The organism is Dactylosporangium sp. NPDC049742 (assembly GCF_040674675.1).
Lineage (GTDB): Bacteria > Actinomycetota > Actinomycetes > Mycobacteriales > Micromonosporaceae > Dactylosporangium > Dactylosporangium maewongense.
Genome location: NZ_JBFANF010000005.1, coordinates 296436 through 308167, shown reverse-complemented (window position 1 = coordinate 308167; position 11732 = coordinate 296436). Strand labels below are relative to the sequence as shown.

The 11732-nt window shown below is 72.0% G+C and carries 12 protein-coding genes; 5 read left to right on the top strand and 7 right to left on the bottom strand.

The window, feature by feature from the left end; translation table 11 throughout:
• The first annotated feature begins 18 nt into the window (after positions 1-18).
• A complete protein-coding gene (locus AB0J72_RS10015) occupies positions 19-2070 on the top strand; it encodes an ATP-binding protein (protein ID WP_363396998.1) in 2052 nt (683 codons plus the stop codon).
• A 163-nt stretch (positions 2071-2233) separates the two neighbouring features.
• Here the strand turns inward: AB0J72_RS10015 and gsmA are convergent, their stop codons facing one another.
• Together gsmA and AB0J72_RS10005 are read right to left on the bottom strand one after the other, a co-directional pair.
• Positions 2234-3118 (bottom strand): sporangiospore maturation cell wall hydrolase GsmA, encoded by an 885-nt coding sequence (gene gsmA, locus AB0J72_RS10010; protein WP_363396995.1) that lies wholly within the window; start codon positions 3116-3118, stop codon positions 2234-2236.
• A 112-nt stretch (positions 3119-3230) separates the two neighbouring features.
• Entirely contained in the window at positions 3231-4016 is a 786-nt protein-coding gene (locus AB0J72_RS10005) for a hypothetical protein (protein ID WP_363396992.1), read from the bottom strand.
• Positions 4017-4234: 218 nt separating this feature from the next.
• Here AB0J72_RS10005 and AB0J72_RS10000 point away from each other — a divergent pair, with 218 nt between their 5' ends.
• Positions 4235-4384: a hypothetical protein gene (locus AB0J72_RS10000; RefSeq protein ID WP_363396989.1), complete on the top strand. Its 150-nt coding sequence runs from the start codon at positions 4235-4237 to the stop codon at positions 4382-4384.
• 11 nt (positions 4385-4395) lie between these two features.
• Here the strand turns inward: AB0J72_RS10000 and AB0J72_RS09995 are convergent, their stop codons facing one another.
• From AB0J72_RS09995 to AB0J72_RS09975, 5 genes are all read right to left on the bottom strand, one after another.
• Positions 4396-4701 (bottom strand): hypothetical protein, encoded by a 306-nt coding sequence (locus AB0J72_RS09995; RefSeq protein WP_363396986.1) that lies wholly within the window; start codon positions 4699-4701, stop codon positions 4396-4398.
• 80 nt (positions 4702-4781) lie between these two features.
• Complete coding sequence (locus AB0J72_RS09990) at positions 4782-5417, bottom strand: response regulator transcription factor (protein WP_354891182.1); 636 nt, start codon at positions 5415-5417, stop codon at positions 4782-4784.
• Positions 5418-5625: 208 nt separating this feature from the next.
• Positions 5626-6900, bottom strand: a complete 1275-nt coding sequence (locus AB0J72_RS09985) for an ATP-binding protein (protein WP_363396983.1) — start codon at positions 6898-6900, stop codon at positions 5626-5628.
• A gap of 30 nt (positions 6901-6930) precedes the next feature.
• Positions 6931-7317: a DUF3224 domain-containing protein gene (locus AB0J72_RS09980; protein ID WP_363396980.1), complete on the bottom strand. Its 387-nt coding sequence runs from the start codon at positions 7315-7317 to the stop codon at positions 6931-6933.
• 36 nt (positions 7318-7353) lie between these two features.
• Positions 7354-8073: a histidine kinase dimerization/phospho-acceptor domain-containing protein gene (locus tag AB0J72_RS09975; RefSeq protein WP_363396977.1), complete on the bottom strand. Its 720-nt coding sequence runs from the start codon at positions 8071-8073 to the stop codon at positions 7354-7356.
• 160 nt (positions 8074-8233) lie between these two features.
• On the opposite strand from AB0J72_RS09975, the gene AB0J72_RS09970 reads away from it, so the two are divergent.
• The 3 genes from AB0J72_RS09970 to AB0J72_RS09960 all read left to right on the top strand — a co-directional run bounded on the left by AB0J72_RS09970 (position 8234) and on the right by AB0J72_RS09960 (position 11658).
• A complete protein-coding gene (locus AB0J72_RS09970; RefSeq protein WP_363396974.1) occupies positions 8234-10117 on the top strand; it encodes an ATP-binding protein in 1884 nt (627 codons plus the stop codon).
• The gene (locus AB0J72_RS09965) at positions 10114-10824 is read left to right on the top strand and encodes a response regulator transcription factor (RefSeq protein WP_344512041.1); all 711 of its coding nucleotides are present in this window, start codon (positions 10114-10116) and stop codon (positions 10822-10824) included. The genes AB0J72_RS09970 and AB0J72_RS09965 overlap by 4 nt, the downstream gene beginning before the upstream one ends.
• A gap of 105 nt (positions 10825-10929) precedes the next feature.
• The gene (locus tag AB0J72_RS09960; protein ID WP_363396971.1) at positions 10930-11658 is read left to right on the top strand and encodes a hydrolase; all 729 of its coding nucleotides are present in this window, start codon (positions 10930-10932) and stop codon (positions 11656-11658) included.
• The last annotated feature ends 74 nt before the right edge of the window (positions 11659-11732 follow it).

Genomic DNA, 11732 nt, shown 5'->3' with positions numbered 1-11732 from the left:
CCGCCGAAAATTGAAGGCATGCTCTACAGCGACGCTGACCTGCGGACGCTGAGCGCCCCGGACCGTTGGCGGCGCATCGCGCCGTTCCTCACCGTGGCGGTCCTCGCCTGTGGCACGGCCCTCTTCCGGCCCGTGGTCGACCGCATGGCCCTCGTGTCCGCCGTGGTCGTGCTCGCCCTGCTGCTCGGCCTGACCGTCACCGTGCCGTGGCACCGCCTGCCGGCCATCTACGAGGCCGCGCCGCCGCTGGGCTTCTTCGGCGTCGTCGCGCTGCTCAACATCCCCGAGACCGGCGACGACCCGGCCGGCTACGGCGCGCTCGCGCTGCTGCCCGTCTTCTGGCTGGCGCTGTACCACGGCCGCGCGGCCACCGCGATCGGCGTCGTCGCGATGGCGGTCGTCTTCTCCCTGCCGATGCTGCGCAGCGCCGCCGTCTTCGAGCACGAGTGGCGCCGCGGGCTGCTGGTGTTCGCGATCGGCGCCCTCATGGCGTCCGCGGCGCAGAGCTGGGTCCGCCGCAGCCGCGCCGGCGCCGCGGAGCTCGCCGCCCGGACCCGCGAGGTCAGCCGCGAACGCGACTTCAACCGCGCGATCCTCGACAGCGCCGGGTTCCTCGTCATGGTGCTGGACACCGACGGCCGGATCACCGCCTTCAACCGCCGCTGCGAGGAGGTCACCGGCTTCACCGCCGCCGACGTCATCGGCCGCCCCTTCTGGAGCGCCGGCATGTCCGCCGACGACACCGGCCGCGGCGACGACGCCTTCGCCCACCTCACCGCCGACGCGTTCCCCAACACGTTCGAGAACGACTGGCTCGCCGCCGACGGCAGCCGCCACCGCATCGTCTGGAGCAACACCGCCCTCACCGACGAGCACGGCAATCTGACCCACGTGATCGGCACCGGCCTCGACGTCACCACGCAACGGCACACCGAGCGCCTCTTCGCCGACGTCCTCGCCGCCGCCACCGAGCAGGCCATCATCGGCACCGACCGGCGCGGCACCGTCACCGTCTTCAACGCCGGCGCCGAACGCCTCCTCGGCCACCGCGCCGCCGACGTCGTCGGCGCCGTCACCCTCGACCGCTTCCACCTGCCCGCCGAGGTGCCCGGCCTGGCCACCCTCTTCGAGCCCGCCCAGGCCGGCGACTCCGAGCCCCGCGAGTGGACCTACGTGCGCCGCGACGGCGCCATGCTGCCCGTCTCCCTCACCGTCAGCGTCATCCGCGGCGAGTCCGGCGAGGTCACCGGGTACCTCTCCGTCGCCCGCGACATCACCCGGGAGCGCCGCACCGTCGAGGCGATGCGCCACGCCCTGGACCGCGAGCGGGCCGCCGCCGCCCGCCTGCGCGAGCTCGACAAGGTCCGCGCCGACCTGGTCGCCACCGTCTCGCACGAGCTGCGGACCCCGCTCACCAGCATCCTCGGCAACGTCGAGGTCATCGTCGACGGCGACGCCGGCCCCGTGCAGCGCCCCCAGGCCCGCCTCCTCGCCGCCGTCGAACGCAACGCCCGCCGCCTGCTCGCCCTCATTGAGGACCTCCTCATGCTGTCGCGCATCGAGGCCGGCCAGGTGAAGATCAACGCCGGCCCGGTCCACCTCCGCGCCGTCGTCTCCGGCGCCCTGGAGGCCCTGCAGGCCGTCCGCGGCCAGCGCGACGTCCACCTCGACATCGACCTGCCCGACCCCCCAGTCGTCGTGCACGGCGACCGCGACCAGCTCGAACGCGTCGTCATCAACCTCCTCGACAACGCCCTGAAGTTCACCCCGCCCGGCGGCAGCGCCCGCCTCACCGCCGACCTCGACGGCGCCCAGGTCCGCCTCACCATCGCCGACACCGGCATCGGCATCCCGCCGGCCGAGCTCGACCAGATCTTCGACCGGTTCTTCCGCTCGAGCCGCTCGCAGGAGCTCCAGAGCCAGGGCACCGGCCTGGGCCTGGCCATCACGAAGTCCATCGTCGAACGCCACGGCGGCCACATCTGGGCCGCCCCCGCCCTCGACCAGGGCACCATCGTCACCTGTCTCCTGCCCCTCCACGACGCCCCGGTCCCCGCCCGCACCGCCTGACGCCGTGATCACCCCCGCCGCTCCGCGGCAGGGCCCCGGCGGGGGTTCCCACCGCGCCGTCGGCCTCTGACCGCCCTCACCGCACCAGGCACACGACAGTGGCGGTCACGGCCGGGGTGAGCCGGGCGTGACCGCCGCCGTTGTGTGTATGGGCCGTGCGGGCTTACAGGGCCAGGTCGTACTGGTAGAGGTTGTACTTCTGCATGAGGGATACCAGTTTCGTGGTGTACAGCGGGTCGGTGGCGTAGCCGGCCTTGTGGACCTCGGCGACGAACTGGTTCGGGTCGTTGAGGTAGTTGAAGGCGGCCGCGTAGCGGGACAGGTTCTTCAGGGCCATGCCGTGGTCGGTGAAGGAGGCGGCGGCGGTGGCGTACGTGCGGAACGTGGCGACCGTCGTGCTGCAGACGCCGGCGGCGTTGCATTCCTGGGTGCTGTAGGACTTGCAGCCGGCGGCGTAGGCGCCCGGGGAATTGTTGAAGCACTTCATGCCGAAGAAGTTGCGGTCGTTGGCCGACAGGGAGCTGCGGCCCCAGCCCGACTCGAGGATGGCCTGGGCGAGGGTGACGGAGGTCGGCACGCGGGTGTCGCGCTGGCTCTGCTGGGCGGCGGGGATCGACGCGGCCAGGAACTGCGCGTTGGTCATCGTGCCGGTCGGGCCCATCGGGACCGCGGCGACCGGGGTCGCGACGGGCGCGGCGGTCGTGGGTGCGGGGGCGGTGACACAGGTCGGCAGCTTGGGGTTGCCGGAGACGTACGCGTGGGAGATGAAGTCACCGATCGCGGTGCGGTCCCACTGGGCGGTGCGCCGGACGTTGCCGCGCAGGTACTGGCCGCTGACCTTGCAGGTGACCGTCACCTTCTGCTTGTTCTTGATCTTCCGGGTCTGCGTGAACCAGTTGGCGGCGCCGTTGCGGGCGGCAAGGGTGCCGTTGACACGGACGGAGATGACGGCCGCGTCGGCCGGGGCGGTGGTCACGACGAGCGTCGTCGCCGTCGCGGCGAGCGCCAGGGCGGGCACGAGGACGTACTGCTTGAGACTGCGCAACATGAACTGATCTCCCATGAGGGGTGGGTGGTCCCCTCAAAGGTCGCCAGCTCAGGTAGCGCGGCCAGGTACGCACCGGGTTGCCGCAACGTTGCTCGCGGCATGGCCCGGTGTGTCAGTTCGTGCCGTACTGCTGCTTCAGCGTCAGGTAGTCGCCGAGGCCGAGCCCGCGGTAGGCGGTGGAGCAGTCCGGGAGCCCGTCGGTCATCGTCTGCGTCCCGTGCTCGGCGAACGGCACGTGCCCCAGGCCGAACGCGTGGCCGAACTCGTGCGTGACCGTGCCTTCGAGGTCCCAGCGCGACGAGCAGTCCGCGGGCGTCGTGGTGAAGAACAGGCCCTCGGTGTCGTCGATGAGGATGTCGGTCTCGACGCTGCGGCCGTTCTCCTTGCCGCCGAACCACCAGATGCAGGTCACCGCGAGCAGCCCCTGCTCCAGCCGCCCGAACGAGACGGTGTTCTGGCCGTCCCGCTCGCCGCAGCCACCCGAGGGGGTCACGCCCGCCTTGTGGTCGGTGCGTCCGGCGTACGACTCCTGGATGCCGAGATTCGCCGGCAGCCCGCAGTCGTTGCGTCCGGTGTCCACGGTGGTCGCCGCGCTGCGCAGCGAGTTCACGACGGTGGTGCGGTCGCCGAGGTACGCGGGGATCGTCTGCTCGTTGACCCGCCAGCGCAACTCGTTGCGCCAGTGCATGCCCAGCCACGTGCCGGCAGGATCCGCGCAGCGGCCGCCGCTGTCGGCCGCCCCGGCGGGCTCGGCGGTGGGTGGACCCGGAATCACCGGCAACCAGCCGCGCGCGACCGCGGCGCGTGACACGTTCACCGACGCCGTTGGTGCGGTCAGCGAACCGGCCACGAGGACCAGCGCGAGCAGCTTTGCCAGACCAGTGTCGATCTTTGGCACAGAATCATTCTGGTCCGCACGCCACCCCGAAGGGGTGACTTTCCGCAAACAGGGTGCCGACATGGCCCGCTGGATTCCCTTCTGCCGCCCGCCGACACCTCCCCGGCAACCCCGTGTCAGACGTTCATCCCACCCTCACCGCACCCGCATCGGACAGCGCCGCACGGTCACGTTCCGTCATGCTTGCATCACCGAAAGCCCCCCCGAGGGAGTTGAAGATGACGAACCTGATCGCCAGGCTGCACGCCCGTCTCGTGCGCGACGACCGCGGCGCCGCCACCCTCGACGTCGGCCTCGTCGCCGTCCTGGTCGGCATCACCTCGGTGGCCGCCGTGACCCTGATCGGCGGCGACATCTCCACCTGGTAGCTGAAGCGGGGTCAGGTGGAGACGGGGCGGGTGGCTGGGCCGGTGTACTCGGCCATCGTGAAGTGGCCCGGTTCGGCCGCGGGGTAAACGGTGACCTCGATGATGGCGTCGTCGGGGAAGCGGAGCGTGAAGACGGGGTCGAGGTCGCAGAGGAAGGCGAAGCCCTCCAGGGCCTCGGGGTCGGGGTCGAGCAGATGGCCGTGGGCCGACCAGGCGTCGCCGTCCGAGGTGATGACGACGGAGACCTCGCCGGTGCCGAACGCGGTGGAGGAGTTCGCCCGCCAGTCGAGGTGGCAGATGCCTTCGTAGCGGTCCATCGCAGCAGCATGGCGTACAGACGGCAAAACGCGGACCGGCGAGGGGGTGCCGGTCCGCGTTTCGTCTGTGGGGCAAATTTTTAGGCGGCGTCCACCGAGACGAGGAGGCCCTGGTTGACGGCCGCCATGAGGGCCTGGGAGCGGTTGTTGACGCGGAGTTTGCTGTACAGGCGGGACACGTACGTCTTGACCGTGGCCTCGGAGACGGCGAGGCGCTGGGCGATGGTCGGCAGGCTCAGGCCGTCGCGCATGAGGGAGAGAACCTCCTGCTCGCGCTGGCTGAGCAGGCCGGTCTGGCCGCGGCGGCGGGAGAGGGCGGAGGAGAGGCCCGGGGCGGTGAAGGAGTGCGGGGCGACCGCGGCGTGGCGGATGGCGGCGAGGACCGACGGGATCGGGGCGGCCTTGGTGACGTAGGCGGAGAGGCCGGCGTCGAGGGCGCGGTAGAGGAGGTTGTCGTCGCTGACGGCGCTGAGCAGCACGACGCCGAGGTCGGGGCTGGCGGCGCGGAGCCGGCGGGCGAGGCTGATGCCGTCGCTGTCGGCGAGGGAGGCGTCGATGGTGACGACGTTGGCGCGGGTCTCGGCGACGACGCGCTCGGCTTCGGCGGCGCTGCCGGCCTCGCCGACCAGGGTGATGTCCGGGACGGTCGCCACGACACGGTTGAGACCGAGTCGGAGAAGGACGTGTTCATCGACGGCGACCAATCGGATCGTCATCTGGGCTCCTCGGGAAAGTGTGTCGTGGCCTGCACGTTTACGGCGTGGATCATTGCCAGGTAAGCGTCGCAGGCCGCACCGGCCGGGGGCCAGACGCTGCAATTGACCTGCGCTCGTCGGCAACCGTGCTGCACCGCAGGACAATCGGACACCGGTGGACACCGTCGGCTCTCCGGCCGGAATCACACCTCCGAGGAAGCCCGGCGGCTCAGGAGAGGAGCACCGGGAAGGGCAGGGCGTTGCGGGGCAGCGTGATGCGGACGGTGGTGCCGCCGCCGGGGGTCCCGTCGATCACCAGCTTGGCGTCGTGCGCCTCCACGATGCGCTGGCAGGTGGCGAGGCCGATGCCGGAGCCCTCCACGTCGGTGCGCAGCCTGGTGAACATCTCCAGCACGCGCGGGCGGTCCTCCTCGGCGATGCCGACGCCGTTGTCGGCGACGGCGAAGATCCAGCCGTCGGGGTCCTCGCTGCCGGTGATCGAGAGGTGGCAGGCGCGGCCGCGGTCGCGGAACTTCAGCGAGTTGCTGACCAGGTTCTGGACGAGGACGCGCAGTTGGGTGGCGTCGCCGTACACCATGGGCAGCGGACCGGTGTCGACCGTCGCCTGCGCGGCCGAGATCGCGGCGGCGACGTCGTCGAGGACCTGCTGCACGACGGCGCCGAGGTCGACCTGGGCGAAGGACGGGCGTCCACCGAGCGACGCGTGCGACAGGACGTCCTCGATCATGCGCCACATCCGGGTCGCGGAGGACAGGGCCTTGTCGACGCAGCGCTTCGCGGTGGCGTCCTCGAGCACGGCGTCGGTCTCGGCCAGCATCGCCACGAAGCCGAGGACGCCGGTGAGCGGGTTCTTGAGGTCGTGGCTGACCTGGCCGGCGAAGTGCTGCAGGGAGGCGTTGGAGCGCTGCAGCTCGCGGGTGGTGCGCTGGACCGTGTTGAGGGCCTGTTCGAGCATCTGGCCGTGCCGGTGCAGGTCCATCACGTCCATGACCATGCGGGCCAGCTTCTCCAGGCCCTCGCGCTGCTGCGGGGTGAGCTCGTGCGGCTGCTGGTCGAAGACGCAGAGGCTGCCCAGGACGTGGCCGTCCCGGTCGCGCAGGTGGGCGGAGGCGTAGAAGCGCACGTCGTCGATCTCGCCGGTGACGAACGGGTTGCGGTTGAAGCGGGGGTCGAGGGTCGCGTCGCGGACGACGACGGTCTCCGGCTCGACGATGCTGATCGCGCACATCGAGTCCTCGCGGTCGCAGACACCGGGCTCGAAGCCGTAGGCGGCCATCTGGTGCTGCTGGGTCGCGGAGATGATGTTGACGACCGCGTTCGGCACGCCGCAGATGTAGGCGGCCAGCTCGACGACCGACGGCAGGTCCGGCAGCGGGGGCACCCCGAGGATGCCGTAGTCCGCGAGGGACCGCAGCCGTTCCTGCTCGTCGGCCGGCACCGGGAAGGCGCGCGTCTTCGTGCTCGAGTGCGATGTGCTGGTCATGGTGCGACCATAGGCGCCGAAAGTTGCTGGTCAGCCCAGTTCGTACCGCAGGGTCAGGGTGTGCGCGCCGCCCTCGGCGATCGAGATGTCGGCGACGCCGCGGATGCCGGTCAGCTCGCCGGTGCCGGTGTCCGGCACGACGGTCCAGGAGGCGCCGGCGCCCGACGCGGTGTGGTGCAGCACGAACGTCCCGGCCCGGCCGTGGAGGCTGCCCAGGAAGCGTTCGAAGCCGACGTACGCGGAGGACTCCTGGACCGCCGCCTGGCACATGACCGTGAAGGCCTCGCTGGTGCCGGCGAAGTCGCCGGTGAACGTCTTGGTGATCCTGGTGCGCGACAGGCGGGCGCCGGCGCGCTCGTCGCACAGGTCGTCTTCCCAGGTCTCGATCGTGAACGGCGCGACGGCCTTGGTTTCCATGGGTGGCAGCCTCCCGTACGAACCTGACAACAACCGTCAGGAATGGGGCAGCGTGATCCGGACGGTGACGCCGCGCTGCTCCACGCAGGTCACCATGCCGCCGCCGTGACGGGCGGCGATCTCGCGGCCGAGCATGAGCGCGAGCGCCGCGGTACGGTGCTCGCCCGGATGGTCGGGGTGCGGGATCCGCATCGACAGCAGGCGTTCGGCGCTCAGCGGGCCCGCGACCGTGGCGACCACCAGCACCGTCCAGGTGCCGCCGGCGCGGGATGCGGTCACGGCGATCGGCCGGTCCGCGTCGTTGACCAGGCCGGCGACGTCCACGGCGGTGCGCAGCAGCTGCCGCAGCAGCGGCCCGTCGCCGAAGAGGTGCGCGGCGTCCGGCACGTCCAGGGCGACGGCGAGCCCGCCGGTGACCTCATGGAGCAGCGGCCGCAGGTCGACCCGGACCGCGTCGAGCGGCGCCGCGGCGGACTCCAGCTCGGCCAGCAGCATGAGGTCGGCGACGGTGAGCTGCATGCGCTCCGCGTTGCGCCGGATGGCGGCGAGCGCGGTGTGCCGGTCGGCCGGGTCGAGCTCGAGGATGTCCTCGGCGGCGTCGAGCATGTTGGCGAACGTGATGATCGACGTCAATGGCGTCCGCAGCTCGTGCGCGGCCACCCGGATGAACTCGGTCCCCAGCTGGGACATGCCGGAGCCGGTGGCCGCGTCGGGCGATCCGGTGGCTTCTGTGGCGGTGTCGTCAGCGATGAGCACCCCCTCGGTCCTTCGGAAACGTTACAGGACATGTCATTACATTGCGTAGGATATGTGTGTACCGACAGTAAGCGGCAAATGTCGCAAAGGCTGCCGGCCGAGGAGAGCTTTGCGTGGAGAGACCGACCGTCTGGTTGACACGGGCCTGATCGAAGGCGCTGTGGTCGACCTGGTGGTCCGTGCCGCGAACGCGACCACCGTGGTGGACGCGCAGCGCCTCGTCGCGCAGCTGCGGGGCTTCTCCGGTGTCCGCTCCGCGGAGATCGTCGCCGCGCTGACCCCGGTCGTCGGCGAGCTCGACCTGCTGGAGCGGCTCCCGGTCGGCCCGGCCCAGTGGGGGCAGGAGCTGCGGGTCGAGTTCAGCGCCGCGCCCGCCCGCACCGAGCTGCTCGCCGCCGCCGCGGAGATCGCCGCCGCCGCCGACCGCGCCCTCGCCCAGCCGTGCCGCGCCGTGCCGCCGCCGCCGATGCTCGGCTCGCCCCTCGCATGGGCGATCACCACCGGCGCGCGGGCCATGATCCTGACCGTCGACCCCGCCCGGGGATGGAGCGCGCTGTCCGACTCGTTCGGCACGGTCCTCGGGCACGACCGGCACAGACCCCCGGACTACCGCCTCGTCGACCTGATCCACCCCGACGACCGGCCCGCGGCCGTCGCCATGTTCCTGGCCTGCTGCGCCGGCCACCACCCGTCCGGGACCACCGACCTGCGGCTGTGCACCGCCGCCGGCCGGTGGCGCGTCATCGAGGTCGCCGCCCGCACCTTCGTCGACGACGCCCAGGTCGGTGTCGTCGTCTTCTTCGGCATCGACGTCACCCGCCAGCGCGAGACCGAGCGCACCGCCGCCGTCGAGTGGCAGCGCCTCGCGCGGCTCGTCGAGACGATGGACGACGGGCTGCTGCTGCTCGACGAGCAGGGCCGGGTCCGGCTGGCGAACCTCGCCGCGCACCGGCTCCTGGACACCGGCATGGTCGGCCCCGGCACGTCGCGCAGCCACCTGACCGAGGACGACCCGCTCGACTGGGCCGCGGTCATCGGCCGCGCGGTCGAGCGGGTCGGCCGGGACTCGACGCGGATCCAGCGGCTGCGCGAGGCGTTCATCCTGCGGCGCGCGCTCGTCGGCGAGGAGATCCCGTTCGACGACGGGCGGGTCCTGGAGATCGATCTGGTGCCGGTCGCCGGCCCCGGCGAGACGGACTCGGGCACGCTCGTGCACCTCCGGGACGTCACCACCAGGGTCGCGGTCCACCGCGGGCTGGAGGAGCGCAGCCGCGGGCTGGAGGAACGCAGCCGGGGCCTGGAGGAGCGCAACCAGGCGCTGATCGAGGCGACCGCGCTCAACAACGAGTTCGTCGCCACCGTCTCGCACGAGCTGCGCGGCCCGCTGTCGTCGGTCGTCGCGTTCGCGCACCTGCTCGGCGACGTCACCACCGGCGACCTCAGCGAGGACCAGCGCACCTACCTCGACGTGATCGACCGCAACGCCAACCGGCTGCTGCGCCTCATCGAGGACCTGCTGCTGCTGTCCCGGCTCGAGGCGCGCACCCTCCAGCTGCGGCCGATGCCGACCCGGCTGCCGGAGCTCCTCGCCGTCGCCGTCGCCGAGCGGACCCCGGCGGCGCTCGCGGCCGGGCTGGAGCTGGTGCTGGAGTGCGAGGACGGACCCGAGGTGATCTGCGACGACACCCGGGTGCACCAGGTGGTGGACAACCTGGTCAGCAACGCCGTGAAGTTCACCCCGAGCGGCGGCAGGGTCACCGTCCGGGCCGGGCCCGACGGCGACGGCTGGACGGTCGCCGTGGCGGACTCGGGCGTCGGCATACCCGCCGCCGACCTGCCCCGGCTCTTCAGCGCATTCTTCCGCGGCTCCAACGTCGCCGCGGTGGTCGGGCGGCAGGTCATGCCCGGCACGGGGCTCGGGCTCGTGGTGAGCCGGGCCATCGTCGAACTGCACGGCGGCGGCATCAGCGTCGCCAGCACCGAAGGGGTCGGCACGACGGTCACGCTGTCGTTGCCTTCGCGACCAGCACGAAATGGGGGATGATCGTGAGCCGGCTTCTCGTGGTCGAGGACGATCCAGATATCGCCATGGCTCTGCGCCTGCTGCTGACGCGGGCCGGACACCAGGTCGCACACGCCAAGGACGGCAGGACCGGGCTCAGGGACGCCTACACGGAGCGACCCGAGCTCGTCATCCTCGACATCGGGCTGCCCGGCATGGACGGCTGGCAGGTCCTGGAGCGGCTGCGCGACGTCAGTGACGTCCCGGTGCTGCTGCTGACCGCGCACGGGCAGGAGTCCGACAAGGTGCGCGGCCTGCGCGGCGGCGCGGACGACTACCTCACCAAGCCGTTCACCAACGCGGAGCTCGTGGCCCGGGTCGAGGCGTTGCTGCGGCGCAGTGCCGGACCCGCGTCCTGGGCCGACGAGGTGTACGACGACGGCGTCCTGCGCATCGACCCGGCCGCCCGCCGCACCTTCGTGGCCGGCGACGAGGTGCGCCTGACGCCCACCGAGTTCCGCCTGCTCAACGTGCTGGTCCGGCACGCCGGCGCGGTGCTGTCGCCCAACCAGCTGCTCGCCCAGGCCTGGGACGACCCGACCGGCATCGGCCCGGAGCGGGTCAAGTTCGCGGTCCTGCGGCTGCGGCGCAAGCTCGGCTGGACCGACCCGGACGCGTCGCCGATCGAGTCCGTGCGGGGGTTCGGCTACCGGTACCGGCGGCCGGTCCTGGACCGCGCCGGCGAGTGAGGGCCCCGTCAACCCAAGCGCAACTGGCCGGGACCGGGGGAGGGGCCCCGGGCCCGGCAGCCTGATACCTGGAAAGAGCAGCCAGCCCCAGGGAAGAGAGCCCACATGATCGACCAGCTCGTTGACGGCCACGTCCACACCGCCTTCTCGTCCGGCCGGGACAGCGTCAGCGTCCTCGTGGCCAGCGCCGAGCAGGCGGGGCTGACCGAGGTGACGTTCGCCGACCGCGTGGGTCCCGACACGAGCTGGCTGTCGCCGTACCTCGCCTCGATCCAGCGCGCCCAGCAGCGCACCGACCTCGTCCTGCGCCGCGGCGTCGAGGTCGAGGCGATCGGCATCGACGGCTGGCTGGCGTTCCCGTCCGACCTCAACGGCCTCGAGGTCATCTCCGTCGGGCTCAACCGGCTGCCGCTGCCCGCCGGGCTGCTCAGCCCCGACGCCGTGCGCGGGCTCATCGACAACGGCACCATGCGCGCCCTGGACGTCATCGACCAGGTCGTCACCGTGACGGGGCTGGCCGTGGAGCGGGTCTCCCGCTACGCGCCGACCCGCCTCGCCCGCCCGCTGGACTTCCTCGCCCGGGCCGGCATCGACGAGTCCGCGGTGCCGGACGCGGCGATCGCCGACCTGGTCGAGGCGTGCCGCACCAACGGCACGGTCGTCGAGGTCAGCGAGCGGCACCGGCTGCCCGGGCTGCGCTTCGCCCAGGCGTGCGCCGACGGCGGCGTGCGGCTGGTCGCGGTCAGCGACGGCGTCCGCGCCAGCGAGGTCGGCTTCTACCGCTACGTCCGCGAGGTCGCGGCGGCGCTGCAGTGCTCGCCGGCCACGGCCTGAACGGTTTCACCCACGGGCACGCGGCCCGCAGCCCGCGATCCAGTCAGGACCCGCCGTTATCCGCTCGAAAAGGG

What these genes read in the sequence shown, in the direction of transcription:
- AB0J72_RS09985 (WP_363396983.1), bottom strand. Translation starts at nt 6,900, where the DNA reads ATGACCAGCACATCGCACTCGAGCACGAAGACGCGCGCCTTCCCGGTG.
- AB0J72_RS09990 (WP_354891182.1), bottom strand. Translation starts at nt 5,417, where the DNA reads ATGACGATCCGATTGGTCGCCGTCGATGAACACGTCCTTCTCCGACTC.
- AB0J72_RS10000 (WP_363396989.1), top strand. Translation starts at nt 4,235, where the DNA reads ATGACGAACCTGATCGCCAGGCTGCACGCCCGTCTCGTGCGCGACGAC.
- AB0J72_RS09995 (WP_363396986.1), bottom strand. Translation starts at nt 4,701, where the DNA reads ATGGACCGCTACGAAGGCATCTGCCACCTCGACTGGCGGGCGAACTCC.
- gsmA (WP_363396995.1), bottom strand. Translation starts at nt 3,118, where the DNA reads ATGTTGCGCAGTCTCAAGCAGTACGTCCTCGTGCCCGCCCTGGCGCTC.
- AB0J72_RS09965 (WP_344512041.1), top strand. Translation starts at nt 10,114, where the DNA reads ATGATCGTGAGCCGGCTTCTCGTGGTCGAGGACGATCCAGATATCGCC.
- AB0J72_RS09960 (WP_363396971.1), top strand. Translation starts at nt 10,930, where the DNA reads ATGATCGACCAGCTCGTTGACGGCCACGTCCACACCGCCTTCTCGTCC.
- AB0J72_RS09980 (WP_363396980.1), bottom strand. Translation starts at nt 7,317, where the DNA reads ATGGAAACCAAGGCCGTCGCGCCGTTCACGATCGAGACCTGGGAAGAC.
- AB0J72_RS10015 (WP_363396998.1), top strand. Translation starts at nt 19, where the DNA reads ATGCTCTACAGCGACGCTGACCTGCGGACGCTGAGCGCCCCGGACCGT.